Origin of the sequence: Hyphobacterium sp. (genome assembly GCF_965217055.1) — a bacterium.
In the GTDB taxonomy this organism is placed as follows: domain Bacteria; phylum Pseudomonadota; class Alphaproteobacteria; order Caulobacterales; family Maricaulaceae; genus Hyphobacterium.
The window spans coordinates 797,419-823,824 of sequence record NZ_OZ244227.1; the positions used below are offsets into that span (position 1 = coordinate 797,419).

The 26,406-nt window shown below is 62.3% G+C and carries 28 protein-coding genes and 1 pseudogene; 5 read left to right on the forward strand and 24 right to left on the reverse strand.

Features of this window, described 5'->3' with window-relative positions:
* Window positions 1-41 precede the first annotated feature (41 nt).
* The 8 genes from ACOOFN_RS03995 to ACOOFN_RS04030 form a co-directional block, all read right to left on the reverse strand.
* Window positions 42-623 carry a DUF4167 domain-containing protein gene (locus tag ACOOFN_RS03995; RefSeq protein WP_420433914.1) on the reverse strand — a complete coding sequence of 194 codons (582 nt, stop codon included), beginning with the start codon at window positions 621-623 and terminating at the stop codon, window positions 42-44.
* Between the two features lie 218 nt (window positions 624-841).
* Window positions 842-1,795, reverse strand: a complete 954-nt coding sequence (gene prmC, locus ACOOFN_RS04000; RefSeq protein WP_420433916.1) for a peptide chain release factor N(5)-glutamine methyltransferase — start codon at window positions 1,793-1,795, stop codon at window positions 842-844.
* A complete protein-coding gene (locus ACOOFN_RS04005) occupies window positions 1,792-3,171 on the reverse strand; it encodes an alpha/beta hydrolase family protein (protein WP_420433918.1) in 1,380 nt (459 codons plus the stop codon). The genes prmC and ACOOFN_RS04005 overlap by 4 nt, the downstream gene beginning before the upstream one ends.
* Before the next feature lie 73 nt (window positions 3,172-3,244).
* Entirely contained in the window at window positions 3,245-4,021 is a 777-nt protein-coding gene (locus ACOOFN_RS04010) for an MOSC domain-containing protein (RefSeq protein WP_420433920.1), read from the reverse strand.
* Window positions 4,018-5,088: a peptide chain release factor 1 gene (gene prfA / locus ACOOFN_RS04015; protein ID WP_420433922.1), complete on the reverse strand. Its 1,071-nt coding sequence runs from the start codon at window positions 5,086-5,088 to the stop codon at window positions 4,018-4,020. Before prfA ends, ACOOFN_RS04010 begins: the two co-directional genes overlap by 4 nt.
* Before the next feature lie 48 nt (window positions 5,089-5,136).
* A complete protein-coding gene (locus ACOOFN_RS04020; RefSeq protein ID WP_420433924.1) occupies window positions 5,137-5,559 on the reverse strand; it encodes an MAPEG family protein in 423 nt (140 codons plus the stop codon).
* 58 nt (window positions 5,560-5,617) lie between these two features.
* Window positions 5,618-6,199, reverse strand: a complete 582-nt coding sequence (locus tag ACOOFN_RS04025) for a TIGR00730 family Rossman fold protein (RefSeq protein WP_420433926.1) — start codon at window positions 6,197-6,199, stop codon at window positions 5,618-5,620.
* 9 nt (window positions 6,200-6,208) lie between these two features.
* Window positions 6,209-7,012, reverse strand: a complete 804-nt coding sequence (locus ACOOFN_RS04030) for a class I SAM-dependent methyltransferase (protein WP_420433928.1) — start codon at window positions 7,010-7,012, stop codon at window positions 6,209-6,211.
* A 137-nt stretch (window positions 7,013-7,149) separates the two neighbouring features.
* Between ACOOFN_RS04030 and ACOOFN_RS04035 the strand changes: the two genes are divergently transcribed.
* The gene (locus tag ACOOFN_RS04035) at window positions 7,150-8,265 is read left to right on the forward strand and encodes a hypothetical protein (RefSeq protein WP_420433930.1); all 1,116 of its coding nucleotides are present in this window, start codon (window positions 7,150-7,152) and stop codon (window positions 8,263-8,265) included.
* Here the strand turns inward: ACOOFN_RS04035 and ACOOFN_RS04040 are convergent.
* The 6 genes from ACOOFN_RS04040 to ACOOFN_RS04065 all read right to left on the reverse strand — a co-directional run bounded on the left by ACOOFN_RS04040 (window position 8,262) and on the right by ACOOFN_RS04065 (window position 15,378).
* Window positions 8,262-9,365 (reverse strand): threonine aldolase family protein, encoded by a 1,104-nt coding sequence (locus ACOOFN_RS04040; RefSeq protein WP_420433932.1) that lies wholly within the window; start codon window positions 9,363-9,365, stop codon window positions 8,262-8,264. The two genes, ACOOFN_RS04035 and ACOOFN_RS04040, sit on opposite strands and share 4 nt — an antisense overlap.
* The gene (locus ACOOFN_RS04045) at window positions 9,365-9,703 is read right to left on the reverse strand and encodes an arsenate reductase family protein (RefSeq protein WP_420433934.1); all 339 of its coding nucleotides are present in this window, start codon (window positions 9,701-9,703) and stop codon (window positions 9,365-9,367) included. Before ACOOFN_RS04045 ends, ACOOFN_RS04040 begins: the two co-directional genes overlap by 1 nt.
* Before the next feature lie 3 nt (window positions 9,704-9,706).
* Window positions 9,707-10,834 (reverse strand): flavodoxin-dependent (E)-4-hydroxy-3-methylbut-2-enyl-diphosphate synthase, encoded by a 1,128-nt coding sequence (gene ispG / locus ACOOFN_RS04050; RefSeq protein ID WP_420433936.1) that lies wholly within the window; start codon window positions 10,832-10,834, stop codon window positions 9,707-9,709.
* Window positions 10,835-10,906: 72 nt separating this feature from the next.
* A complete protein-coding gene (locus tag ACOOFN_RS04055) occupies window positions 10,907-11,758 on the reverse strand; it encodes a helix-turn-helix domain-containing protein (protein WP_420433938.1) in 852 nt (283 codons plus the stop codon).
* An 87-nt stretch (window positions 11,759-11,845) separates the two neighbouring features.
* Window positions 11,846-14,164: a phosphoenolpyruvate--protein phosphotransferase gene (ptsP, locus tag ACOOFN_RS04060; protein ID WP_420433940.1), complete on the reverse strand. Its 2,319-nt coding sequence runs from the start codon at window positions 14,162-14,164 to the stop codon at window positions 11,846-11,848.
* Window positions 14,161-15,378 carry an aspartate kinase gene (locus tag ACOOFN_RS04065; protein WP_420433942.1) on the reverse strand — a complete coding sequence of 406 codons (1,218 nt, stop codon included), beginning with the start codon at window positions 15,376-15,378 and terminating at the stop codon, window positions 14,161-14,163. The genes ptsP and ACOOFN_RS04065 overlap by 4 nt, the downstream gene beginning before the upstream one ends.
* 118 nt (window positions 15,379-15,496) lie before the next feature.
* On the opposite strand from ACOOFN_RS04065, the gene ubiG reads away from it, so the two are divergent.
* Window positions 15,497-16,261, forward strand: coding sequence for a bifunctional 2-polyprenyl-6-hydroxyphenol methylase/3-demethylubiquinol 3-O-methyltransferase UbiG (ubiG, locus tag ACOOFN_RS04070; protein ID WP_420433944.1), 765 nt, complete (start codon window positions 15,497-15,499; stop codon window positions 16,259-16,261).
* On the opposite strand, the gene ACOOFN_RS04075 is transcribed toward ubiG, so the two are convergent.
* The 7 genes and pseudogenes from ACOOFN_RS04075 to ACOOFN_RS04105 form a co-directional block, all read right to left on the reverse strand.
* A complete protein-coding gene (locus ACOOFN_RS04075; RefSeq protein WP_420433946.1) occupies window positions 16,258-16,470 on the reverse strand; it encodes a hypothetical protein in 213 nt (70 codons plus the stop codon). The two genes, ubiG and ACOOFN_RS04075, sit on opposite strands and share 4 nt — an antisense overlap.
* Window positions 16,458-17,198 (reverse strand): type II CAAX prenyl endopeptidase Rce1 family protein, encoded by a 741-nt coding sequence (locus tag ACOOFN_RS04080; protein ID WP_420433948.1) that lies wholly within the window; start codon window positions 17,196-17,198, stop codon window positions 16,458-16,460. Before ACOOFN_RS04080 ends, ACOOFN_RS04075 begins: the two co-directional genes overlap by 13 nt.
* 42 nt (window positions 17,199-17,240) lie before the next feature.
* Window positions 17,241-17,666, reverse strand: a complete 426-nt coding sequence (locus ACOOFN_RS04085; protein WP_420433950.1) for a DUF1178 family protein — start codon at window positions 17,664-17,666, stop codon at window positions 17,241-17,243.
* 44 nt (window positions 17,667-17,710) lie between these two features.
* Window positions 17,711-18,529, reverse strand: coding sequence for a carbon-nitrogen hydrolase family protein (locus tag ACOOFN_RS04090; protein WP_420433952.1), 819 nt, complete (start codon window positions 18,527-18,529; stop codon window positions 17,711-17,713).
* Window positions 18,530-18,531: 2 nt separating this feature from the next.
* Complete coding sequence (gene grxC / locus ACOOFN_RS04095; protein WP_420433954.1) at window positions 18,532-18,789, reverse strand: glutaredoxin 3; 258 nt, start codon at window positions 18,787-18,789, stop codon at window positions 18,532-18,534.
* A 28-nt stretch (window positions 18,790-18,817) separates the two neighbouring features.
* Complete coding sequence (locus ACOOFN_RS04100; RefSeq protein ID WP_420435091.1) at window positions 18,818-19,342, reverse strand: ComF family protein; 525 nt, start codon at window positions 19,340-19,342, stop codon at window positions 18,818-18,820.
* A 27-nt stretch (window positions 19,343-19,369) separates the two neighbouring features.
* Window positions 19,370-19,618: pseudogene (locus ACOOFN_RS04105) on the reverse strand (double zinc ribbon domain-containing protein); the annotation flags it as partial.
* Here ACOOFN_RS04105 and ACOOFN_RS04110 point away from each other — a divergent pair.
* Window positions 19,582-20,484: a methyltransferase domain-containing protein gene (locus tag ACOOFN_RS04110; protein ID WP_420433956.1), complete on the forward strand. Its 903-nt coding sequence runs from the start codon at window positions 19,582-19,584 to the stop codon at window positions 20,482-20,484. The pseudogene ACOOFN_RS04105 and the gene ACOOFN_RS04110 overlap by 37 nt on opposite strands.
* Window positions 20,485-20,626: 142 nt before the next feature.
* On the opposite strand, the gene mutT is transcribed toward ACOOFN_RS04110, so the two are convergent.
* The gene (gene mutT, locus ACOOFN_RS04115; protein ID WP_420433958.1) at window positions 20,627-21,037 is read right to left on the reverse strand and encodes an 8-oxo-dGTP diphosphatase MutT; all 411 of its coding nucleotides are present in this window, start codon (window positions 21,035-21,037) and stop codon (window positions 20,627-20,629) included.
* Window positions 21,038-21,076: 39 nt separating this feature from the next.
* Entirely contained in the window at window positions 21,077-22,024 is a 948-nt protein-coding gene (locus tag ACOOFN_RS04120; protein WP_420433960.1) for a peptidylprolyl isomerase, read from the reverse strand.
* 122 nt (window positions 22,025-22,146) lie between these two features.
* Here ACOOFN_RS04120 and secA point away from each other — a divergent pair, with 122 nt between their 5' ends.
* Both secA and ACOOFN_RS04130 read left to right on the forward strand, forming a co-directional pair.
* The gene (gene secA, locus ACOOFN_RS04125) at window positions 22,147-24,900 is read left to right on the forward strand and encodes a preprotein translocase subunit SecA (RefSeq protein WP_420433962.1); all 2,754 of its coding nucleotides are present in this window, start codon (window positions 22,147-22,149) and stop codon (window positions 24,898-24,900) included.
* Entirely contained in the window at window positions 24,866-25,360 is a 495-nt protein-coding gene (locus ACOOFN_RS04130; protein ID WP_420433964.1) for a GNAT family N-acetyltransferase, read from the forward strand. The genes secA and ACOOFN_RS04130 overlap by 35 nt, the downstream gene beginning before the upstream one ends.
* On the opposite strand, the gene ACOOFN_RS04135 is transcribed toward ACOOFN_RS04130, so the two are convergent.
* Entirely contained in the window at window positions 25,357-26,340 is a 984-nt protein-coding gene (locus ACOOFN_RS04135; RefSeq protein ID WP_420433966.1) for an acetyl-CoA carboxylase carboxyltransferase subunit alpha, read from the reverse strand. The two genes, ACOOFN_RS04130 and ACOOFN_RS04135, sit on opposite strands and share 4 nt — an antisense overlap.
* Between the last annotated feature and the right edge of the window lie 66 nt (window positions 26,341-26,406).

Genomic DNA, 26,406 nt, shown 5'->3' on the forward strand with positions numbered 1-26,406 from the left:
GCGCGAAGGCCGGGGTTGTCTTTGGGCTCTGGCATAGGCCGTCAGGCCGCTTCGGTTTCCGATCCGCCGTCCGAATCACCGTCGGGGGATTTTCGCGAACGCCGGCCGCGACGAGGGCGCGGCTGATCATCGGAATTGTCGTCGGACGCCATTTCCGGCTGACCGCCCTTTTCCGGATCTACGACTTCGAGCGGGTCGCGTTTCTCCTCGGCCGATTGCCGCTTGGGGCGGCGGCCGCGGCGCGGGCGATCATTCTCGCCCTGATCGCTGTTTTGGTCCCGCTTGTCCTCGGAGCTGTCGGACGCCGTCTCGTCATCGCCGCCCTGGTTGCGGTTCTGGCGGCGGTTCTGATCGTCCTGATGTTGCTGCCGGGCCTGACGGCGCTGTTCCTGTTCCGCCTGCTGGAGCGCGGCAATCCGGAAATAATGATCGGCGTGCTGGAAATAGTTTTCCGCCATTACGCGATCGCCTGACGAGGAGGCATCCCGCGCCAGTTGCATGTATTTCTCATATACCGTGGACGCATTGCCCCGGATCTTGACGTCCGGACCATTGCTTTCAAACGAACGGTTGCCCTGATTACCGCCGGGTTTTCCCCGGCCTCGTCCGCGCTGACGCTTCATCGTCGTCGATCCTCGTAATTGTCAGGCTGTATTGAGGCCGCTTTCCCCCATGTACTCGCGACGTGCATCATCCGTTGAAGATCAGGAACCGATAACGAAAACGGACGATAAGCTGTTTGGATAATCCTGCGCCCGACAGCCTTGTCCCAAGGCGCATCCATCAACTTGATCGCAAAGCTAGCCCGGCTTGGTTCATTTTCCAAGAGGGTATTGCCACCTCAGCCTGCCGGTCGTGTGGAGAAGACGATGCGTGGCTGACCGGCGAGATCGCGGGCCAGCTCTGCATCCGGGAAGCCGGCAGCGCGCGCGAGTGCGGTAACGCTGTCGGCCTGATCAAATCCGATTTCCACGGCCATCAGACCTCCAGGCTTCAGGACACGGTGAAGTTCGGGCAAAAGAATGCGATAGACGTCGAGCCCGTCCTTGCCGCCGTCGAGCGCCGACCGGGGTTCGAAATCCTTCACTTCGGGCTGCAATGTGTCGATGATCTCGCTGACGATGTAAGGCGGATTCGAGACCGCCACATCGAGGTCGGCGTCCGGCACACCGGCTGCCCAGTCGCCGACGCGAAAGGCAGCGCGATCTGCAAGACGGTTGCGATTGGCGTTCTCTGCGGCGACCGCAAGTGCCGATTCGCTGATATCGATGCCCAGGCCGGTGGCGTTCGGCAATTCAGACAGCAAGGCCAGCAGGATCGCGCCTGAACCGGTGCCGAAATCGGCGATCTGCAGCGCGGATTTCCGATCAGCGATCTGATCGAGAACGGTTGCCACCAGGGTCTCTGTATCGGCGCGCGGCGTCAGCACGTCCCGCGTGACCTTGAGGTCGAGTGTCCAGAAAGGCTTGTCGCCGAGTATGTGGGACAGCGGTTCCCGCTGCAGGCGGCGTGCAGCAAGATCGGCCAGCCCGGCGATCATCTGCCACGACACACGCGCGGGATCGACGAGCGCGACGGCGAGCGGCGTGGGTTTCAGAACGTGATCGAGCAGGAAGCGCGCATCACTTTCGGCATCTTCGATACCTGCGGCAGAGAAGCGGTCGTGCAAATCCCCTCGGATGCCCGCCAGGTCCTTGCCCCGCCACGACCTGATCAAGGCCAGACCGGGCCGCGAGGCCTGCGCAATTGCAGCCTCCTCGACCAGCGCGTCGAATGGATTCCCGTCCGGCTTCACTCGTCCGCCGGGGCCGTCACCGTGCGCGGAAACAAGCGCGCATTTCCATACTCAGACCGGAACTCGCGATCCCTCGCCCAGTCGGAGAGCAAACGGAAATATCCCTCCGAATAGCGGATCGACTCGCGTTCGCCTTCGGCGTTCATCTCGAACTCGATGATGCCGTGATCCGCTGTCGGATAGACGGCCAAATCGATCGGCAGGTCTTGAGCCTGCAATTCGGCGACAATCCGCTGTGTCTCCTGGGAAGGAGCTTCGGCGTCGTTACCGGCGAGCACCCAGAGAACCGGCATCTCCAGGCGTTCCAGCACCGGTCGCGGATCATAATCCCAGCTGGTGCCCTGGTCGAAGAAGGGCCATGCGGAGCGCAGCTGCCAGATCGGCCTGGCCAGGAATTCGTGCGTGAATTCGCCCTCGATTTCGTCATACCAGGGTTCGTCGCGATAGCGGTCCTTGAGCGCCGCCATTTCAGCCTGGCCCTCGGTCCAGCCGCTCGCCAGCAATCGCCCCGCTCCGTCAGCCAGGGCACGCGCGCCCGCCATTGCTTCGGGATCATCGCCATAACCGGCTTCGACCATGCTGAAGAGCACTTCGTCGCGATCCTCGGCAAGCGGCCCTTCGGCCAGCCCGAAGGTCGCGATCACGAAGTCGGCGTCGCTCATCGAAGCGGCAAGCGGTGCGACCCAACCACCCTGGCTGGCACCAAGATATCCGGCGCTCGCGATCTGATCGCCGGCAAGCCGTCGCGCCTCAGCAAGGGCGGCCGCGGCATCTGCCGCGAGCAAGTGGAAATCCTGCGTGTACTCGCCGCTGGACCCGCCCGTACCGCGCTTGTCGTAGACGAAGGCGGCCATTCCGAGCGCCGGCAGAAGCCGCTGCAGAGGATAGAAGTCTCGGGCGCTGTAGTCCTCGGAGCCATGCACCAGCACGACCAGCGGGAACGGACCTTCACCGAGCGGCAGGACCAATCGACCGGCGAGCGTCACGCCGTCGCTCTCAAGTTCGGTCTCGATGGCTGGCAAGCTCAATTTCCCGGCATTGCCTTCGAGGTCGGGATGGTTGGCGATTTCGATCGTGCCATCATCGCATGCGCCGAGTCTGAATTCCGCCGGGTGCGGCGTTTCTGTCCAGCCCACATTACCGCTCCAGTCTCCGTCCGGTTGCTGGCGGAGCGTGCCTGTCGTGCCGTCGCTCGCCCTCCAGCGCAGCGCGTCCGTCGAGAGCGGTGAGATGTCAATGACCACGCCACCCGGCGTACGATAGGCGCCGGCATGACATGTGACGAGCGGATCGAGCTCTTCCACATCGCCGCGGCAAGCCGCCAGTAAAGCGCCTACAGCCAATGCAAAAACCCTGTTCACGAATTTTCCCGGCATGATCCTTGATCCGTTGTCTGCGCCCCGCTCCAGGGTCCGCTGCGAGACCGCGACTGGCAAGCGCAAATGCGCCTTAGGCCAATTGCGCGCTGTCGCCGGGCTTGATCGTGCCACCGGCCATCACTTTGGCATAGAGGCCGCACAAGACATGGCCATAATGCTCGCGCATCAACGGCACGACATCGATGTCGGCTTGCGCGCTGTGCGGATCGACATGCGTCGCAGTGCAACGCGAGATGGGTTTGAGCCCTGTGAGGCGCGCCTCGCCAATGGTCAATTCGGCCCCTTCCATTTCGAGTTCAGACCAGGCCGGCCAGCCCTCGACCAGGATATTGCCGCGAAAACGGGACGGGTCGATCTTGCGGCCGAGCTTGGCTTCGAAATCGCGGAGACTTTGCCGGTTAATGATCGAAACGAAGCCTTTCTGACTGTCCATGAATCGATGGGCATCCGGCGCAGCGAGCACCTTCAATGGTCCTCTCAACTGCCCCGCCAGAACGCCGGAGAGCCAGGTCGCGAAGGCGAGGCGGCCACCGTCATCGTCGAGGTCGACCGTGAGTTCGCCGAAGTGGGGATGCCAGGCCGTCAACAATCCCTCGTCGTCTCGCCATTTCGTTCGGACGGCCGCGACGTCTGGCAGGCGCGCCAGCACGGTGAACGCCATTTTCGGGATGTGTTGCGGCGCGTCGGGGTCAAAACCGGATGGTCCATCCTCAACCGCGTAGAGCCGGTCGCCAGGAAAATGCGCGCCGGCGCGCAACTCAACCTGATCGAGAGGTTCGGGTGTGAAGCCTTTTACCGGGTGGCGGGCCAGCGCGGCGACGCGGCCGGAAATTGCTCCGCCCGTCACGCCTCTTCAAGTGCGGCGAGGCGGGCGGCCTCGTCTTCGGCAATGAGGGCGGACACGACCTCGTCGAGCGCGTTGCCGGACAATATGTCCTGCAGCTTGTAGAGCGTCAGCTTGATGCGGTGATCCGTAACCCGGTTTTCCGGGAAATTATAGGTCCTGATCTTTTCAGACCGATCGCCGGAGCCGACCTGGGATTTGCGCGCGTCGGCACGCTCGGCCGCCTTGGCCTGCTGTTCCATGTCGTAGAGCCGCGTCTTCAGGAGCTGCAGCGCGCGGGCGCGGTTCTGGTGCTGTGACTTTTCCTGGCAGAGCACGACAATTCCCGTGGGAAGGTGGGTCATGCGTACCGCCGAATCGGTCTTGTTGACGTGCTGGCCGCCGGCACCGGAAGCGCGCATCGTGTCAACGCGGATGTCCTCGTCCTTCAACTCGATATCGATCTCTTCCGGCTCCGGCAGAATGGCAACCGTGGCGGCGGAGGTATGGATCCGGCCCTGGCTCTCGGTTGCCGGAACGCGCTGAACGCGGTGCACGCCCGATTCAAATTTCAGGCGGCCGAACACGCCAGAACCGGAGATCGAGGCAATCACTTCCTTGAAGCCCCCGGCATCGCCCTCGCTGGCGGATTCGAGCTCGAACTTCCAGCCCTGCAATTCGGCATAGCGGCGATACATCTCGTAGAGATCACCGGCGAACAGCGCTGCCTCGTCACCGCCTGTCCCGGCGCGGATCTCGAGCATGGCGTTGGCCGCGTCGTCCTTGTCCTTCGGCAGGAGGAGCAGCGAAACCTCGCGTTCCATTTCCGGCAGGCGCTCCTTGAGGTCATAGAATTCCTCGCGCGCCATCTCGGCCATGTCCTTGTCCTCGCCGTCCATCATCTCTGCAAGATCGGCGAGTTCGGCGCGGGCAGCCTTCAGCTCGCGCGCCTTGTCGGCTACGGGCTTGAGCTCGGCGTGCTCGCGCGACAGGCGGACGATCTCGTCGCCACCAGCGGCGGCGCCGAGGCGGGCTTCGACTTCTTCGAACCGGTCAATGACCTGTTCCAGGCGGGTTTCGGGTGCATGCATGGAGGCTGATTATCACCCTCCGCGCACGCTGCAAACGTCATCAAGCGGTTAGCTGCTGCCCAGCAGGCGGCCGACACAGATCCCGGCCATCAGGATCAGGGCGAGCGAAGACAGCACAAAGACCAGAAACCGCACCGGAATGAAATTCCACAACGCCTGGATCAGGCTGTGCGCGATGCGCAAGGCGACGTACGCCCAGGCCGCATAGACCATGGTCTGGGTCGCAGCGCCGGCGGCCGACGCATAAAAGATCAGCGCGTAGAAAATGACCGGCTGCTCGTGCAGATGGTTGTAATTGTCCGCAATGCGGCGGACCTCCTTCGGCAACACGTCCATTTCCGATTTCTCGGTCATTTTCGCGGCGTTGATGCCGGCTTTCTGCATTGCCGGGATGCGGGTGGCGTACATCCACATCCACATGATCAACGTCCAGCAAATCAGCACGAGTACGGGTGTAAGAATAGAATCCACGGCTTGTCCTCCCTGTCTTGCGTGAAGTTAGGCAAAAACCGTCAGCCTGTGAAAGACCTCAGGTCTGTTTGACCTTGATACGGATGTCTGCCGGCGGCGCCTCATAGGCGATGAATGCGTCAAGCAAGGCATCGGCGCTTTCGTGCCGGTGCAGCATGGCACGGTGCTCGGGATTGACGAACCCGTCATCTGCCATGCGGTCAAGAAAGGCGTTGAGGTGATCGAAATAACCGCCGGCATCCAGCAGGCCGCACGGCTTCCTGTGTTGGCCCAGCTGGCTCCAGGTCCAGATCTCGAACAATTCCTCCATCGTGCCGATACCGCCTGGCAGCGCAATAAAGCCGTCGGCGCGGCGTTCCATCTCCGCCTTGCGCGTGTGCATGGAGTCGACCACGACCAGATTGGTCAATCCGGCGTGGGCAACTTCCTTGAGCGCGAGAAATTCCGGAATGACTCCAATCACCTGGCCGCCAGCGGCCAGACATGCATCGGCGAGCACGCCCATGAGGCCGACACGTCCGCCACCGTAAACCAGCGTGATGCCGCGCTTTGCGAGAGACGCACCCAGACCGCGCGCCGCGTCAACATACTCCGGTTTCGTGCCGGTATTGGAGCCGCAATAGACGCAGATTGACTTCATGACCCTCTCCTAGCTTGCAACACAGAGGATCGACTGCAGCGGCATGGTGTTGTCGCGATCGGCGAATGCTGCGCGGAAATTCCTCGTCAGATTGCCGACAACCTCCTCAGGATCAATTCCGCCATGCGCTCGAATTTCTTCGATTAGCGGGTTTCCGAATACCAAACCACTTGCAAACATGTCCCAATCCGCAACCTTCTTGTCTAGACGCCGGATTTCGAAATCGACTCGGGCGAATCCAGCCTGTTTCATGTCTCCAGCAATGCGGTCTGTATCGAAATAGCCAAACGGCACATTGTAAAAGGAAGGTGGATTATCGGGGAACATCCGGACCACCAGCTCGCTCGCAATGCGCGAGAATGGGTTGTTGGCCATGCTATCCCAGACATTGAATACATATTGGCCACCGGGTTCGAGGACGCGGCGGGCTTCTCGGAAGGCCGCGACCTTGTCCGGAAAAAACATGACGCCGAATTGACAAGCAATGAGATCGAATGCCGCGTCATCAAAGGGCAGTTTGCTGGCATCTGCAGGCTGGAAGGTCAGCCCTGACGCAACATCGAATTTGGCAGCTGCGATTTTCAGCATGGGCGCATTGAGGTCGGTGATTGTCAATTCCGCATTCGGCAACGCGGATCGCAAGGCGAGACTGGCAATTCCGGTTCCCGCGGCCAGCTCGAGCAGGCGAGTCGGTTGGCACGAGGCGGCGCGAACGGCCAGCTCGCCGGCAAAGTCGACAAAAATGTTGGGGCCAAGACAGCGATCATAATAATCGGGGATTGATCCTGTAAATTGGCTGTCGTTGGCTTTCATCTTGCCGTCTCCGGTCGGGGCTTGGCGCTCACGCTAATGACACTCGTTGCAGAAGCCAATCAGTCCGTAGGCGGGGCCGGGACCAGTGCCGCGGATTTTTTTCTTCCGCATTCGAACCACTCGCCGATACTGCCGCCATGATGCGTTGTATTGCTGCCATATTCATCGTGTTCCTGCTGGCGCCTACCGCTCGCGCACAGAACGAGTCCTGGTCAGTCCCGACCGAGATGTGCCGGGACTATTTCTTCGTGCCAATTGTCGTCAGCGCGCAGCCCGGCCGGCCGGAGGACGAAAGCGGTCGCACGCTGTGGATGCTTTACGATACCGGGGCTGCAGCGACATTTGTCGATCCCGATTCGATCGAACGGGTCGCCAATATGCGGGTCCGCGACCAACGCCGGATCAATATTACCAATGCCCGCATGGGACCGGTTTCCGTCAACCGGATGCCGGCCCGCATTACTGATCTGGACCACCTCACTGTCGGATTGGGGCGTGAGATCGACGGCATCCTGGCGGTCGACGCTTTCCAGGGCTTTCTGCTGACGCTGGACTATGAGCACGGCGCGCTCCGGTTGACGAGAGGCGCCCTGCCGCGGCCCGACAACGATTCCGTGTTCTCGACGCGCGGACCGGGTAAGCGGCCTTTTCTAACCGTCGATATTGCCGGCCGAACGCGCCGTATCCTGATCGATTCCGGCGCCGCCAGCGCGCCGCTCGCGGTAAACCGGCTGGACCGTTATGCATTGACCGAACCGGCGCGGCCGATCGGCGCCTCGATCCGGTTCTCTCACATCGAATACCGCGAGGGCGGACGGCTGGATGGCGCAGCCCGTTTCGGCCCGTTTGTACTCGATGCCCCGCTGATGGAGGAAGTCCCCGAAACCGAGTTGCTTGGCGGCATGATCATGCGCCATTTCAACTGGACCTTCGATCTCGAGAATGAGCGCGTGCGGATCGAACGCATCATTGGCGAGGGGCCGATCATGTTGCCGCCCGAAACCACGCACGGTCTCGCCCTTCGTCCGGAGGGCGGTGCGCTGGTCGTGCAGGCCATCCTGCCCGGCAGCCTTGCCGGAGAGGCCGGGCTGGCCGAAGGCGATATCCTGACCCATTTCGACGGAAGGCCGGTCGCAGACCGGGGTTGCCAGCGGTCCGATGCGGACGATACGCCGCTTTCGCTTACCGTAACGCGGGTGCGGGATGGCGAATCCGTCGATGTGGTCGTGCCGCTGGTGAGGCTGGTGGACTAGGCAACCGCGAGGTCCGCCAGAAGGCCGAAAGCATCGCGGAGCCGATCACGGTCGGCTGAGGCAAGGTGTGCGTTAACCGCGATTTCCAATGATATCCCCGGCCGGCCGTCGATATCCCAGGTCGACCGGCCCAGCCAGACACCCTTCCGTTCCGCGATCTGGTTCCGAAACCTCGAAAAATCGTCCTTGGTGACCGGGAGCCGAACATGAAACATGTTGGTCCGGACCGCCGCTGGCTCGACCGCCAGACCGGTTGACCGGACCAGTTCGGCAAGCTCGCGCGCGGCCGCGATCCAGCCTGGCATGGCCGCTATCGAGTCCGGCAACCGCCGCAGGGCGTCAGCCATGACGGGCCAGCCCCTTACCTGCAGGCCGCCCTGGCGGTGGCGCCATTGTCTTGCTTGCGCGATGAAGTCCTCATCACCGACGAGCACAGCGCCGCCGAGTGCCCCCACGTCCTTGTAAAAAGACATGTAGACACTATCGAAAGGCGCGCAGATTTCGACGTAGGAACGCCCGTCAAAGGCCTCGCGCGCTGACCAGAGACGCGCGCCATCCATATGCAGTCGCGCACCGCTTCCCCGCGCTGCGTCGGCGGTTGCCACCAATACGTCCCAATCCGGACACAGCCCGCCATTGTGGCGTTGCGGCAACTCGATGAAGAGACAGGCCAGATCACCCGCTGCCTTCAGGTCGGCGGCATCGATCCCGCGGTGCCATTCGCCAATGTGCACCGGTTCAAGGCCTGCGAGCTTCTTGATGCTGCCATCTTCGTGGAGCAGTAAGTGGGAGTTCGGATGCAAGCCGATGCGGGTCCGCCCGGTGGCCCCGGCATGCACGAGGGCAGCGGCCATCTGGGCCATTGTGCCGGTCGGAAACCAGAGGGCTGCCGGTTTGCCTGTCAGGCTGGCACACTCGGTTTCCAAGCGTGCCGCGAGTTCACCCTCCAAATAGATCTCGTCATGAATGCCTTCCGCCTCGAGCCAATCTGCGATTTCGCGCAGCCAATTGGCCGAGGAACCCGCGTCATCTGCAGGGAAGCCAATGCGGATGTCGCAGCGGTCACGCAAATCCATATCAGCGGGTGCTTTGGCAGGCATCAGACCCCTAGCGCCGCCTGAACGTCCTTCGTCCAGCCGACGAAAACATCGCCGCCCGTCTCGATAACCGGGCGTTTGACGAGGGTGGGATGCTCGGCAAGCAGGCCCGCCGGATCGGTCTCTGCCCTGGCGCGCTCTGCCGCATCCAGCTGGCGCCAGGTTGTCGACCGGGTGTTGATCAGCCTGGCGGAAGCAATCCGCGAGAGCCAGTTGGGCGCCAGTGTGCCGAGATCGGCTTCGGCGCGAATGTCGACGAATGTGAATTCCCGGCCGGCGGCGTCGAGCGCCTTCATCGCCTTCCTGCAGGTGTCGCAGTTCTTCAGCCCGTAGAGTTTCATCGGCTACTCCGCTGCGTCTTTCGCCGCGCGCATTTGTTCCGCGCGGGCTTCGACGAGGCCGACGATGTGGTCGACCATTTCCTCATTGGTGACATTGTGGTCGGGCTTGCCGGAGACATACATCTTCCCGGCACCCTTGCCGCCACCAGTGAAGCCGAGATCGGTGAACATGGCCTCGCCCGGCCCGTTGACGACACAGCCGATGATCGAGAGCGAGATCGGTTCCGAGATGTGGGCCAATCGCGCCTCGAGCGTTTCCACGGTCTTGATCACGTCGAAGCCCTGACGCGCGCAGGACGGGCAGGCAATGATGTTCACGCCACGGGTGCGCAAGCCCAGTGATTTGAGCATGTCATAGCCGACTTTCACTTCCTCGACCGGATCGGCGGAGAGCGAAACACGGATCGTGTCGCCAATACCTGACCAGAGCAGATTTCCCATGCCGATGGCCGATTTCACCGACCCGATGCGCGCGCCGCCCGCTTCCGTGACGCCCAGGTGAAGCGGGGCGTCCGTAGCTTCGGCCAGCATCTGGTAAGCCGCCACTGTCAGGAAAATGTCGGAGGCCTTCACCGATATCTTGTATTCGCGGAAGTCGAGGTCATCGAGGATCTTTGCATGATCGAGCGCGCTCTCGACCATCGCTTCCGGACAGGGCTCGCCATATTTCTCGAGCAGGTGACGTTCCAGCGAGCCGCCATTGACGCCGATGCGGATCGAACAGCCATGGTCCTTGGCGGCCTGTACGACCTCTTTCACCCGCTCCATCTTGCCGATATTGCCCGGATTGATCCGCAGGCATGCGGCCCCGGCCTCGGCGGCCTCGATGGCGCGCTTGTAGTGAAAATGGATATCGGCGACGAGCGGGACGGAAACCGATTTTGCGATGGTTCGGAACGCCGCCGTCGAATCTTCGTCCGGGCAGGAAACCCGGACAATGTCGGCGCCAGCCTCTTCGAGCTGGCGAATCTGGCCAATCGTCGCATCGGCATCCGGCGTCGGCGTGTTGGTCATGGATTGCACGCTGATCGGTGCGTCACCGCCGACAGCGACCTTACCGACATTAATCTTGCGGCTCTTGCGGCGCTCGATCATGCGCCAGGGACGGACTTCGCGATATTGTTCGTGCATGGATCGGCTCTTAGCAGGCTGCTGACCGCCGATATAGACCTGATCGATGCGGGTTGCGAGGGGCTCCGGGCGTCAGGCCGGGTCCGCGTCCTCGACAGGGATCAGCGGCGCTTCCGTCACGGGTTGGCCGACCTCACCCAACAGGCGGGGGTCCTGGCCCTCGATTTCGATGGTCACCAGCCCGCCATTCTCCGCCGTGACCGTCAGGCCGGCTTCGGAGATCGGGCGGTAGACTTCGTCGATGCGCAATTCACGCGAAAAAAGAATACGGCCAGATGCGTCGCGCACCTCGAGGAAAACCGGCGCACTTGCGCGCAAGACAACATCCGGGATGTCGTCATCAGCCGGGTTGAGCGACGGCAGATCCGACCAGATCTCGGCAGCTGCCATGCGCGGCAGATCTGCATTGAACACGCCTTCACCCGACCCTTCCGCGAGGTCCGCGTCCGGCGGTGGCGGGATATCGTCGAAGACGCTTTCGCCCGAGATCGCGTTGGAATACCACCAGCCGATCAACGCCACGAGAACGAGTATCGCCATGGCGCCGATCAAGCCGCGCGGCAGTTTGATCTCGCGCTGCTGTTGCGGTGCCGTCGGTGTCGCCCGGCCGGTTTGCGTGTCAGCCTCCGCCTTGAACTGTTCGACGATCGCTGCTTCATCAAGCTCGAGGAAGCGGGCATAAGTACGCAAATATCCGATTGCATAGGCCTGGGCCGGCAGACCGCGCGGATCCATGGTTTCGAGCGCTTCGAGATATTCCCGCCTGATGCGCGTGCGGGCGGCAGCGCTGTCGAGCGTCAGCCCTTTCTTCGAACGCGCCTCACGCAAGCGTTCTCCGGCGGACAGGCGCGTATAGGCGCTGTCGCCATCGGCATAGACAGCATCAACAGGTACAAACCCCGAATTGGACGTCCCTTGGGACATCACTCACCCTGCTTTCCTGAGCGCTTACGACCCTTGATTTCAGAAGCGCGACCTGCTCGCCTGACTGGAGCGCATCCATTGATAATTTCAGATGATACGCGAGTTATCAACAGCTTCTGGCGGTAATCCCGCATCAACCCCAGCCTCCAGCAATTCGGGCCGAAGTGAGCGGCCCGAATGGTCTAGCCGCGATGCAAGCCACGCGCCAAGCCGCCCGACATCGAGTCCGTTCAGCAGGGTCCGTACCGGCGCCACACTGCCAGCGGCCATGGAAAGCTTGGTATATCCGAGTGCCAGAAGCACTGCCGCTTCCAGCGGTTTGCTGGCTGTTTCGCCGCAGACGGACACCGGCACGTCGTGGTGCGCGCAAGCCTGCTGGATAGTCCGAAACAGGCGCAGCGCCGGCGGAGACAGGACATCATACCGGTCGGAGACACGCGCATTCAGGCGGTCGGCCGCGAAGAAATACTGCATGAGATCATTGGCACCGACCGCCACGAAATCGGCCCGGGGCAAGGCTTCGTCGATGGCAAAGGCCATGCCGGGCGTTTCCAGCATCAAGCCCGCGCGCCATTTTTTCGGCATCGGATGCCCGTATTTTTCCGCGCGCGCGATCTCTGCTTCCAACATGTCGCGGGCGGCAAAGAATTCCCACGGTGCAGCGATCATCGGGAACAGGACGTCGAGCTTGCGCCCGGCCGCGGCCTGGATCAGGGCGCGCAATTGCAGCCGCAGGAGGCCCGGCCGGTCGAGCCCCATGCGGATGGCGCGCCAGCCAAGAGCCGGGTTGGGCTCCCGCATGGCGGGGGCCGACGCCGTCACCTTGTCGCCGCCGAGATCGAGTGTGCGGAATACCGCCGGGCGCGCACCACAAGCATCCATCACGGCCGAATAGAGCACGGCTTGCTCGCTGACGGTCGGCAACGTATCGGCAACCATGAACTGGAATTCCGTTCGGAACAGGCCGATACCTGCCGCACCGGTTTCCTCGAGGCGCTTGAGCTCGATCAGCAGACCGGCATTCAGATACAGCTCGAACGGTTTGCCGTCTGCGGTGACCGACGGGGCATCTTTCAGCTTGGCGAACGCCGCGGCCCGCCGGGACATGGCTGCAGCCCGGTCGGCATAGGCTTCGACCACGTCTTCGCTCGGCCGCATGATCAGCAGGCCGAACTCGCCATCGAGAATCACCGGATCGCCGGTCTCGACGCGGTCGAGTGCGCCTTCGACCTGGCCGACCAGCGGAATGCCCAGCGCCTTGGCCACGATAACGGCATGGCTGGTCGCCGAGCCTTCCTCGAGCGCCAATCCCTTCAGCTTGTTGCGATCATAGTCCAGCAGTTCGGCCGGACCGATCGAACGGGCGATCAGGATGGCGTTGTCGGGGAGCGGCGCGCCGGCATCCTGCGAGTTTTCATCGAGATGACGCAGAAGCCGGTTCGCAAGATCTTCGAGATCGTGCAGGCGCTCGCGGAAATTCATGTCCTTGGCCTGCATCAGGCGAGCGCGGTGCTCGTTACGAACGCGCTCGACGGCCGCTTCTGCGGTCAGTCCCTGCTTGACCGCGTCACGGAGCTGGCGCAGCCAACCCCGGTCGTGTGCGAACATGCGATAGGCCTCAAGCACATCGCGTGTCGGTCCCCCGAAGGGCAGGCGGCCCGCATCCAGCATGTCATCGATAGCGAGGCGTAATTCGTTGATCGCGATATCAAGCCGCGCTTCCTCGTCCTCGGGATCGTCGGCAATGAGGCGGACCGGCGAAACATGCGGCTCGTGTACCACCGCAACACCGATCGAAAGGCCGGGTGAAAACGCGCCGCCCTGGAACCGTTCCGATTTTGAAGGGCGGACATCCAGCCCGGCGAGTTCCTCCGGCGCTATAATCTGTCCCGAGGCAATGATCTCTGCGAGGATCATGGCAACGGTCTGCAGTGTCTCGATCTCGCCATCGGCCAGCGTGCGCGCTTCACTGGTCTGGCTGGTCAGGACGCCTACAAGACGGCCGCCGCGCAGGATCGGCACGCCCACGAAGGACTTGAACGGTTCCTCGCCCGTCTCCGGGCGATAGGAAAAGGCCGGATGTGATTGCGCGTCGGCCGCAGCCAGCGGCTTGGCGGTCAGCGCGACCTGCCCGACCAGACCTTCACCGTGCTGCAGGCGGGTATTGTGGACCGCTTCCTGATTCAGCCCGTGCGTCGCGCAGAGTTCGAGTGCGCCGGAACGCCGGGCCAGATAAATGGAGGAGACGTCGGCCCCGGTCTCCTCCGCAATCATGCTGGTCAGATTGTCCAGCCGCTTCTGGGCATTGTCCTGCGCCGCCATGAGGCTGCGCAGCCGCGACAAGAGCCGCCGCGGCCCCGGTGCCAGATCCTTGGCTTCGGGCGTATTGAGAACATCGTCCATCATGCCGCGGCATCCAGACCGTAAGCGGCGTGAAGTGCGCGTACGGCGTGCTCGACAGCATCATTCTCGATCAGCACGCTGATCTTGATCTCGGAAGTCGCAACGGTACGCACGGCGATCTTCTGTTCGGCCAGGGCGCGATAAAGAATGCGCGCGACATCGGCGCGGCGGTTTAAGCCGAGCCCGACGATCGACACCTTGGCGAGCCCGGTCTCGCTCAGCACGTCGCGGGCGTCGCTTTCACCGATGCGGGTGAGCGCATCACGCAGATCGCGCCGATCGACCGTGAATTCGAGATTCGCGCGGCCCGGTTCACTGGCAGGCGACTGGACGATCATGTCGATGCCGATATCGGCGTCGGCAAGGCCGGAAAACACGCCGGCGGCGGCCTCGGGTGTCTGTGACAGGCCGCGCAGGGCAATGCGCGCCTGATCGCGCGCATAGGCGATACCCGATACGATCCGACGCTCGGCAATGTCTTCAGCCTGCATGATCATGGTGCCTTCCGACTGTCCGGGTTCTGCGAAGCTGGACAAAACACGCAACGACACGTTGCGCGCCTTTGCAAATTCCGCTGACCGCGTTTGTAGCACTTTTGCCCCCTGCGCGGCGAGTTCCAGCATCTCATCATAGCTGATTTTTTGTATCCGCCGCGCATTCGGCTCGATCCGCGGATCGGTGGTGAAGACGCCGTCAACGTCGGTGTAGATGTCGCACTGTGCGTCGAGCGCCGCCGCCAGCGCCACCGCCGACAAGTCGGTGCCGCCGCGGCCCAGCGTGCGCAACCGATCGTCTGGTGATGCCCCCTGAAAACCGGCCATGACGGGAACACATCCCTGTTCCATCGCCTTGCGGATCGGGGTCGCGTCGAGCCCGCTTATCAAAGCGGCACCCGGCGGTCCGTCTGTACGGATTCGCGCCTGCCAGCCGAGGAAGGAGCGCGCCTCGAGTCCTTCGCGGCGAAGCGCCATGGCCATCAGTGCCGCACTGACCTGCTCGCCAGAGCTGACGACGACGTCTGTTTCCTCGTCGCCCAGACCGAAGCCAAGCCCGTTTGCGAGGCCGAGCAGGCGGTCGGTTTCGCCCGCCATTGCCGATACCACGACGGCCACTGCCTCGCCGCGCCTGCATTCGGCGGCGGCAATGGCTGCACTGGCGCGGATACGCTCCAGCGAGCCGACGGAGGTTCCGCCGAATTTCAGGACTTTGCTGGCCAAGCCTAACCCTCGCATACTGTGGTGCGGCGTATAACCGCTTCACGCCAGGCTCGAAAGTGCTACTTCACGAGGCCATAATAAGGCTGCCATCAACGGCAAAGCGGAAAAGAGCATTTTCATGGCCCAGGCAGAAGCGCCCGAAACCCTTTCCCGGCCCTCCATAGATCCGGAGGAAATCGAGAAGTTTTCGCGTATTGCGGCAGAATGGTGGGATCCCGAGTCGAAGTTCAAGCCCTTGCACAAATTCAACCCGTCGCGGCTGCGTTACATCCGCGATGCGGTGATCGCGCATTTTGATCGCGAGCGCGGCGATCAACCTCTCAAGGGATTGAAATTACTCGATATCGGATGCGGAGGCGGGCTGATTGCCGAGCCGATGGCGCGGCTCGGCGCCGACGTAACCGCGGTCGATGCCGCCGAAGCCAACATCAAGACCGCGACGGTCCACGCCGAGGAGCAGGGATTGGAAATCGACTATCGCCATGGCACGGCAGAGCAATTGCTCGAGGATGGCGAAGAGCAGTTCGACGTGGTGCTCAATCTGGAAGTTGTCGAGCATGTCGCCGAGCCGGGCCAGTTCCTGAAGGATTGCGCAAAACTGCTGAAACCGGGCGGCATCATGGTGGTAGGCTCGATCAATCGAACGTCGAAGGCGTTCGTGTTCGCGATTTTCGGTGCTGAATGGGTAATGGGCTGGCTCCCCAGAGGCACGCATCGTTTTGAAAAGCTTGTGAAACCGTCCGAAGTCCGCGCTGCATTGTCGGCGGAAGGCCTGACCGTGCGCGAGGCCGACGGGGTGAGCTACAATCCGTTGCAGGACTCCTTCGAGATCACGCCCGATGCCAGCGTCAACTATCTGATGGTCGCGGTGAAAGCAGCCTAAAGCGCTTGCGACCGCCCCAATCGCGAACCGGATAACAGAATCAGGATCAGCGCGACCATCAAGAATGGTAGCGCCTTGGTGATCTGGTGACCGGGTGTGAGGGCCGTTTCAATCGTGGCGCGTCCGGAAAACCCCATCGCGTCGTTTCCGAGTCCGTGCACCATGATGGCCGGCAAGAGTGATCCGCCGGCGCGATTCATGAAATACATGGCAATGATGGATGTGGTGACGGTCCCAGAAGGAATGCGGGCAAATACCGGGTGAGATAGGTGACGACCCCCAGGCTGGCGGGAAGGTCGGCAAATATGTCGCGCGGAACATGCCATAGCCCCCAGACCAAACCGATGCCGATTGCCGCGGCAAGCGGCGACAGCCCGATATTCAGAAGCAGAGGCTGGCCGACGCCGCGCCAGCCAGCCTCTTCCAGCAGGGCACCCTGATCCAGAAACGCTGCAGATGCCAGAACCGGCAATATCGAAAGGTTGAGCAGCGCCGGTCCCGCGGGGTACGCGCCCGGCGTCAAAGTATTTCTCAAAACGGACACCGCGATCAGCCCGGATACCATCACTCCGAAAACCAGCGCGTAGGTTAAAAGCGCACGCGACACCGGAACCGGGTTTACTCCCAGCGGGTTGAAGCGTGCGACGAAACAGCGCCGGTCCCGAGAAGGCGCGAGCATCAATACAAGCAGGCCGGCAATTGTCGGGACGGCACTGCCCAGGATCAACAACCACAATCCCGGCTCGACCCACGCCAACCTGACAATATTCACAAGGTTGGATGTCCAAGCGACGCCGGTCACCTCAGAGGCGCGCCGGGCCTGGCCCGCAAAGTCCATCAACCCTCCGCCGGCCGCGAGATCAATCAGCGGCACCAAAGCCAATAACAAGATGGAGAGCAGGAAAAACAGACCAAAACGCGCCAATGGTGTTGTCATGGTGCGAATGAACGCCACACACCCCGCCAGGTCAATTGCGTGCTAGTTCAGCTTCTTCGCCTGCGGCGGCACGAAAGGCGCCGGCAGTGGCGCGCAAGGCACGCCCTCATCGGCCAGGGCTTTCGATTCCGCCGGTGTTGTCTCGCCATAGATGGCGCGTTCGGGCTTGTCGCCTTCATGCATGGCCCGCGCTTCCGTCGCGAACTTGTCGCCGACATAGGCAAAATTCTTCGCGATATGGCTGCGGACCTTGCCAGCGATTTCCATCATCGCCTTTTGCGGATCAGGCGCCTTTTCAGTTTTCGAGGTCGATACGGCAGGTGCCATCACGCCCTTGCGCACGTTCGGCGAGCTGCATTGCGGACACTCGACGAGGCCGCCCTCCGACTGGGCATCGAAATCCCCGGAATTGCGAAACCAGGCCTCGAACTCGTGTGCGCTGTCACAGATGAGGGCGTATCTGATCATGGGCTTTATATGGGCTCGATTGGGTTGAACGCCAAGTGAAGGCGTCAGGCCGGACCAGTATAATCCCGATCATGGAGGAGCGCCGGGATACGGATGCGTGCGTTTGCCACCTTTGCGACGTCGAGATCGCCGAGCAAGATCCCCGGCTCGTCATGATCGAGCGCGGCCACGACTTCCCCCCAAGGGCCGACAATGAGGGAATGCCCCCAGGTCTTGCGCCCGTCTTCATGCTGACCGCCCTGTGCCGGTGCCAGTACATAACAGCCTGTTTCGATGGCGCGCGCGCGCAACAGGATTTCCCAGTGCGCCTTTCCGGTCGGCCGGGTGAAAGCCGCCGGAACCGTGAGGATTTCGGCGCCCGCCTGGGCCAGGGCACGGTACAGATAGGGAAAGCGCACGTCATAGCAGATGGTGAGGCCGAGCCTTGCGCCCGGAATATCGGCAAGTGCAGCCGTTGCACCAGCGTCGTAATTCGTCGACTCCGAATAGGTTTCGCCTGCACCAAGACCGACATCGAACATGTGGATCTTGTCATAAGTGGCAATCAGCTCGCCTTCCGGCCCGAACAGGTGCGATCGATTGACTGCACGGCGCGCACCCGTTTTCAGCGCCAGCGACCCGATCAGAAGCGTGATGCCAAGCTCCTTGGCGAGCGCGGCAAAATGAGGGATCGCGCTTTCGTCCTCCGGTGCACGAAGTTTTTCGAAGAGCCGGTCCGCATTTTTCTCGACCAGATGTGTGGTCTCCGGCGTGGCAACGAAGGCCGCCCCCTTCTCCGCTGCCTGCCGGATCAGGCGATCGGCGTCGGCGATATTGGCGTCGATCTCGACACCGGACCGCATCTGGACGAGGCCCACACGCATGGTCAGGTCTGAAGCAGCGCGTCAAGTTGGCCCTTGCGTTCAAGCCGCATCAATTCGTCACTTCCGCCGATGTGTTCATCGCCAATGAACACCTGTGGGAAAGTGCGCCCGCCGTTCGAGCGCTGCACCATTTCCTGCCGCTTGGCGGCATCAAAACCGGCATCGATTTCCTCGAAATCGACGCCCTTCTTCTTCAACAAATTCACGGCGCGGGTGCAGTAGCCGCACATGGCGCGTGTGTAGATCGTGACCTTGGCCATGATCGAATCTCCAGTCCTGTTCGCTTCCCTATGTAGTGGGATCAACCGGTTTCACAACGCGCGCGAGGGCCAAAGAGTTCACCATCAGCGCGCCGGTACGAAGGAGCGGATTCGCACAGGCCTCGAAAGTCGCGCCGGTGGTCATCACATCGTCGACCAAGGTCACCGTCTTGCCCGGCAAATTGTCCCGGCCTGCTGCGGTAACTGCGAAGGCTCCGGCCACATTGCGGCGGCGCCCGCGGCCAGTCTGACCCGCCTGGCTGGGTGTGCGGCGACGGCGGATCAGCCATCCGGTCTCGACCGGAAGGCCGGTCCTCTTGGCGATCGCCCGTGCAAGCAGAAGCGACTGGTTATATCGCCGGGCCAGCAGTCGGACAGGATGCAGCGGAACTGGGATCAGTGCCTGGGTCCCGGCGAGCACGTCGCCGCCTGCACGTACCATCCAGCGCGCCATCTGGTCGAGCGCATCGAGCCTGCCGCCATGCTTGAAATCGAGCACCAGCCGGCGCGACTGATCGGCATATGCCAATGCTGCCCGAGATTTGTGGACCACCGGAGATCGTGCGCAGCAGGCGCCACATTCGGCACCGGCGCCAACAGGAAAGGCAAAGGGCAAACCGCAAGTATCGCACCACGGCCAATCGAGGAAATGGACACCGGTCCAGCATTCGGCTTCAAGCTGGCCCTTGGCCGCTACTGGGCTGCCAGTGAGCGGTGATGTTGGCGGCCAGATCAGGTTGCCGACAGCAGTCCCGGCTTTTCTCAGCGTCCTCGCCGCGCCATATCGAAGCCATGAATTCATCTCCGCCTGCCCTATTCGATCGCGCATTGCTGCGCCAGCGCCGCAACCGTGTCGCGAGCACTTTGCCAGAACACGACTTCCTGTTGCAACGGGCGATCGATGATTTGCTCGATCGTGTCGAGAGCATCAACCGGGAATTTCCGCGCGCCCTGGTTCTGGGCGGCGGCGGGCTGGTCGGACGGATGCTGGCACAGCGGCCCGAAGCGGCGCGGAAGATCGGCCAACTCGTCGAGACCGATCTCGCCGAACGCCTTGCGCCAACGGTCTGTGTAGACGAGGAGCGACTGCCCTTCGCCGACGAGGTGTTCGACCTCATCCTGTCACCGCTGGCACTGCACTGGGCCAACGACCTGCCCGGCGCGCTGATACAGATCAACCGCGCGCTGAAGAGCGACGGCTTCTTCGCCGCCGCGCTGTTTGGCGGTGCGAGCCTGAAGGAATTGCGGCAGTCTCTGATGGCGGCCGAAGCCGAATTGTTGGACGGCGCCGCGGCGCGGGTCTCGCCATTTGCAGACACGATGGACATGGCCGGTCTGCTTCAACGTGCTGGCTTTGCCATGCCGGTCACCGATGTCGACCGGGTGACGGTGCGTTACGGAAATGCATTCGTGCTGATGCACGATCTGCGGAAGATGGGCGAGACGAGCGTACTCGCCGACCGGCCGCGCCGGCCGGTGACGCGGCACGTCTTTGTCCGGATGGCGCAGATCTATGCCGAGCGCTTCGCTGACGCGGATGGAAAAATCCGCGCCAGCTTCGAGATCGTCCATGCCGGTGGCTGGGCGCCGCATCCCGACCAGCCGCGTCCCAAGCGGCCGGGTTCGGCCACAGCGCGGCTCGCCGATGCACTCGGCGTCAAGGAACGGTCAGCGGGTGAAAAAGCCGGCGGCTAGAAAGCCGACCCGGCGTCAGTCAGCATTTGCACCACTTGCGGCCCGATCAGGGCCAGGGCGGCGACCGTGAGGAAGGCGATCACTGCGATAATGAGGGAATACTCGATAGAGGACGCGCCAGCACGATCGGAAGCGAAACGTGCTACAAGCGATCGCGCAATTCCGCGGCCAGCGGACGGTCTGCGGGCGCCAACTCGTAACTGCCCAGCCGGTCCTTGCGGACCCAAGCGATTTCCTGGTCTTCCTGCGGCGCAACGAAACCGTCCCATCGGCGACAGATGAAGAGCGGCATGACGAGGTGGAATCGCGCATAGGGATGAGAGGCAAAGGCGAAGGGCTGCAGACAGGTTTCGCATGGCTCGATTCCCAATTCCTCGCGCAATTCCCGAACGATGGCCTGTTCGGGCGTTTCATTAGTTTCAACCTTGCCGCCGGGAAATTCCCAGAGGCCCGCCATCTCCTTGCCCTCCGGACGGCGTGCTATGAGCACACGCCCGTCGGCGTCGCACAGTGCACAGGCTGCTACCAACAGGACCGGGCGACCGTCATTCATGCTGACAAACTGTCCTTAATATCGGGTGAGAAAACAGGGTTAATTTCCGTGGTCAGGCGGATTCGACCCGGCCTGTGCATTCAATGCTTCGAGATCGATTTCGTCTGCGTCGGGATCGTCCGACTGCCCGTCGACGATTTCGATCCGGGCGGCCTCGCGCAATTGATCAACCAGCTGGGAAATCGTTTCGAAGGTGAGGAACCGGACGAGGGAGGGCCGTAATTCCTCGAATGACGGTCCGGACGGGGCGCGCCTGTCGACAATCAGCAGAACATGCCAACCGGCTTCGGTCTCGACCGGACCGGCGAGCTGGCCTTCCGGCGTCGCGAAAGCCGCTGCGGCAATCTCCGGCAATACACCGTCGCGCGTAAAATAGCCGAGATCCCCTCCCTGCACCCGGGTGGCGAGATCGCTGGAGTATTGCACCGCCAACTCGGCAAAATCACGACCATTGGCGTGAAGTGCGATGATCGCATTGGCGGCCTCCTCGCTGTCGACGAGGATGTGGCGCGCACGTATCTGTTCGCCGGGGGCCGCGAGCTCGGTCTGCTCGCTGTACAAGCGCTGCGCGGCTTCCTCCGTTACCTGCGCGGCGATTTCCGTCTCGAGAAGGATGTTTCCGAGGATGCGTTCCTCGGCAGCAGCAATCCGCCGCCGGGCTTCGGGTGAATTCTGCAAGCCGCGGCGGCGCGCTTCGATTGCCAGCAGGCGCTGATCGATCAGCTCGTCAACAATGCGTTCGTATTCGGGATCGGCCGGATCAAGCTGTCCGCCCTCTTCGATGACGCCTTGCGCGAGCGCCTCTCGCTGGACGCCGGCATTATAGATAACGGTCTGATCGACAATCGCGACGGCGTTATCGGGCGGCGGCAACTCGACGCTCGTTTCCTCCACGGTTTCGGGCCGGCCACAGGCCGCCAGAATCAGCGTCATCGCCAGCGCCATGGCCGGGCCGGCAGGCTTGTGTGTGTCGCAGCCGCGTTTCATTGACACCTTTTCCGCGCGTCCTTAAGTCAAGTCCGGTTTTCAAATGGGGCCGCTTGCAGGGTGACGTCAAGTTTTCCCACTCTCGAAACGCCCCGTCCCGCCCGGATGCACAGGTTATTTTGATGCTTTCCTTCGCTCGCAAGATTTTCGGCTCGCCCAATGATCGCCGGCTCAAGAAACTCCAGCCGAAAGTCGACGCGATCAACGCGCTGGAACCGGAATTCGAAGCCCTGACGGACGATCAGCTGGCCGCGAAAACAGGCGAATTGAAGCAGAGACTCGAGAATGGCGAGAAACTCGACGCTCTCCTGCCCGAAGCCTTTGCTGCCGTGCGGGAAGCCGCGAAACGCTCGCTTGGCCAGCGCCATTATGATGTCCAGCTGGTTGGCGGCATGGTCCTGCATGAAGGCGATATCGCCGAGATGAAGACCGGCGAGGGCAAGACGCTTGTCGCTACCGCGCCAGTCTATCTCAATGCGCTGACCGGCAAGGGCGTGCACGTCGTGACCGTGAACGACTATCTCGCGCAGCGGGATGCGGAATGGATGGGCCAGGTCTATTCCAAGCTCGGCCTGACGACCGGCGTCATCCTGCATGGCATGAGCGATGAGGAACGCCGCGCTGCCTATGCCTGCGACGTCACTTACGGCACGAATAACGAACTCGGCTTCGACTATCTGCGCGACAACATGAAGTACTCGCTCAAGGACATGGTCCAGCGCGGGCACCATTACGCGATCGTCGACGAGGTCGACTCGATCCTGATCGACGAGGCTCGCACCCCGCTGATCATCTCGGGACGGACCGAAGACAAGACCGATTTCTACAAGACGATGGACAGCCTCATCCCGCTGCTGGACGAGGACGATTACGAGATCGACGAAAAGTCGCGCACGATCCTGATCACCGAGGATGGCAACGAGAAGATCGAGGCGTTGTTGCGCGAGCGCGAACTGCTCGAGGAGGGCGACCTCTACGACGCCGAGAATGTCATGGTTGTTCACCACCTCAACCAGGCCCTGCGCGCGCACAAGATCTACCAGAAGGACAAGGACTACATCGTCAAGGACCGCAAGGTCGTCCTGATCGATGAGTTTACCGGCCGGATGATGCCGGGTCGCCGGCTGTCGGACGGGCTGCATCAGGCGATCGAAGCCAAGGAACGCGCCGAGATCCAGCCGGAAAACCAGACGCTGGCGTCCATCACCTTCCAGAATTATTTCCGCCTGTATGACAAACTCGGCGGCATGACCGGCACGGCGGCGACCGAAGCCGACGAGTTCTTTTCGATCTATGGTTTGGGATTGTCGGAAATTCCGACCAACAAGCCGATCATGCGTGTCGACGAGGAAGATGAAGTCTACCGCACAGCTGCCGAGAAGCACGAAGCTATCGTCGCGGACATCAAGCAGGCCGTTGACAAGGGACAGCCGGTGCTGGTCGGCACGGTCTCGATCGAGAAGTCCGAAGACCTTTCGGCGTTTCTCAAGAAAAAGAAGATCAAGCACCAGGTACTGAACGCCCGCTATCACGAGCAGGAAGCGCGGATCGTCGCGCAGGCCGGCGTGCCGGGTGCAGTCACGATCGCAACCAACATGGCTGGCCGCGGGACCGACATCCAGCTGGGCGGCAATGTCGACTTCCGGCTGGCCGACTGGATCGATGCCCAGCGCGAAAAAGGCCAGGAGCCGGACGAGGCGGCGATCGGGGCCAAGCGCAGCGAAATCGAGGCCGAGGTCAAGGAATTGAAGGCCAAGGCGCTGGAAGCCGGCGGTCTTTATGTGCTGGCGACCGAACGGCATGAAAGCCGCCGTATCGACAACCAGTTGCGCGGGCGTTCCGGTCGCCAGGGTGATCCCGGGCGGACCAAGTTCTACATTTCGGTCGAAGATGATTTGCTGCGGATTTTTGCCGCCGATCGTCTCGATGCCATCATGCGCATTGGCGGGCTGAAGGACGGCGAAGCCATCCAGCACCCGTGGATGTCGAAGGCGCTGGAAACGTCGCAGAAGAAAGTCGAGCAGCGCAATTTCGAGATCCGCAAGAACATCCTCAAATACGATGATGTGATGAACGATCAGCGCAAGGCGATCTTCGAGCAGCGTATCGAATTTATGACCGACGAGGACGTATCCGACGTCATCCAGGACATGCGGCACGAAGCGGCCGAAGACACGGTTGCCAAATTCATTCCACCGCGCGCCCTGCCCGATCAGTGGGATATCGAAGGGCTCGACGAGGCGATCAAGGAAATTTTCAATCTCGATCTGCCTGTCCAGGACTGGGCTGCAGAAGAGGGCATTGCGGACGAGGAAATCTGCGACCGGCTGAAGGACGCAGCAGACAAGGCCTATGCGGCGAAGTCTGCGGAAACCGGCGCCGACCTGATGCGCCGGGTCGAAAAGCAGATCCTGCTGGAAACCATCGACCGCGGCTGGCGCGAACACCTGCAACGCCTTGATTCGCTGCGCTCGATGATCGGACTGCGCGGTTACGGCCAGCGTGACCCGCTGAACGAATACAAGACCGAAGCCTTCTCGCTGTTCGAACACCTCCTTTCATCGCTGCGCGAAGACGTCACCAAGGTGATGATGAAGGTCCGCGTCCAGGCCGCGCCGCCGAAACCGGCGCCGCTGCCGGACATGAAACCGTCGCACATCGATCCGCGCACCGGCCGCAACGAGATGGCCGACCCGTCCGAGGGGCCGGTTGCCGCTCGAACCGCTCCGACCCAGCGGCGGACCTCCATGGCGGGCAATCCGTCCGACCCGGCGACCTGGGGCAAGGTACAGCGCAACGCGATGTGCCCCTGCGGGTCGGGCAAGAAATACAAGCATTGCCATGGCGCCATCGGCGGCCCCACCGTCGCGACCTGATCCGCTTCGCATCCGCGATGCGGGGGCGGCGGAGTGCGACGCGCTGTCTGCGCTTTGCCTCAGGTCGAAGGCGCATTGGGGCTATGACGCCGCCTTCGTGAAGGCTTGCGCGCCCTATTTGCGGGTAACACCTGACCGCGCGACGGCCGGCTGCAGCTTTGTGGCTCTCGACCATCTCGACCGTATTCTCGGGGTGGCCCAAATCGCGCCCGGCGAGACACTGCATGGCAGTCTCGACCTGCTGTTCATCGAACCCGAGGCGATCGGCACCGGCGCCGGACGGGTTTTGTTCCAGGAAGCCGCCCACCGACTGCGTGAGGCCGGCGACAGCGTCATGACAATCCTGTCGGATCCTGACGCCCGGGGTTTCTATGAAAAGATGGGCGCTGTGTTCATCGAAGACCGGCCGTCAGACGTGTTCGAAGGGCGCAAGTTGCCCTGGCTCGAGTATCCGCTCTAGGCTTCGCCCGCCTCGAGCCGACCGATGGCAAGGAAACGCTCGCGGCGGCGCTTGCGCAGATCGCCGGGCTTGAGGCCCTCGAGACCTGACAGCACCGACTCGACCTTTTCGCCTATCTTGCGGATCGTGTCTTCCGGCGCACGATGGGCGCCACCGACCGGCTCCTTGATGATGTGGTCGATGATTTTCAGCTCTTTCAGATCCTGCGCGGTGATTTTCATCGCGATAGCGGCATCTCTGGCGCGAGCCGCATCCTTCCACAGGATTGATGCGCAGCCTTCCGGCGAGATCACCGAATAGACCGAGTGCTGCAACATGATCACGGCGTTGCCACTGGCCAGCGCAACCGCACCGCCGGACCCGCCCTCGCCCGCGATCACGGAGATCAGCGGCACGCCCAGCGTCAGGCAGCGTTCGGTTGACCGGGCTATCGCTTCGGCCTGGCCGCGCTCTTCTGCGCCAACACCCGGATAGGCTCCCGCCGTATCGACGAAGGTGAGGACCGGCATCTTGAACTTCTCTGCCATGTCCATCAGGCGGATCGCCTTGCGGTAGCCTTCGGGCCGCGCCATGCCGAAATTGTGCTTGAGGCGGGATTGGGTGTCGCGGCCCTTCTCGTGTCCCATGACGACGACCGAGCGACCGTTGAAACGGCCGATTCCACCGACAATGGCCGGGTCCTCGGAAAAGCGGCGGTCTCCGCACAGCTCTTCGAAATCCTCGATCAGCAGGCGTCGATAGTCCCTGAAATGCGGGCGTTCCGGATGGCGCGCCACCTGGGTCTTGCGCCAGGGATCGAGTTTTTCATAAAGGCTGGCGAGCTGATCGGCCGACTTCTGCCGGAGCTTGGCGATCTCGTCGGCCACGTCAGGGACGTCCGCCGAATTGGAGGCTGCCAGCGTTTCCAGTTCCTCGATCTTGGCATCGAGTTCGGCAACGGGGCGTTCAAAATCGAGATAGGTCCGGGTCGGGTCTGACATCTAGCCTGTCTTTTCATGCGTCCGGTTGCAGCAGCGCCGCGCAACCTAGCCACCCCACCTGCAGGG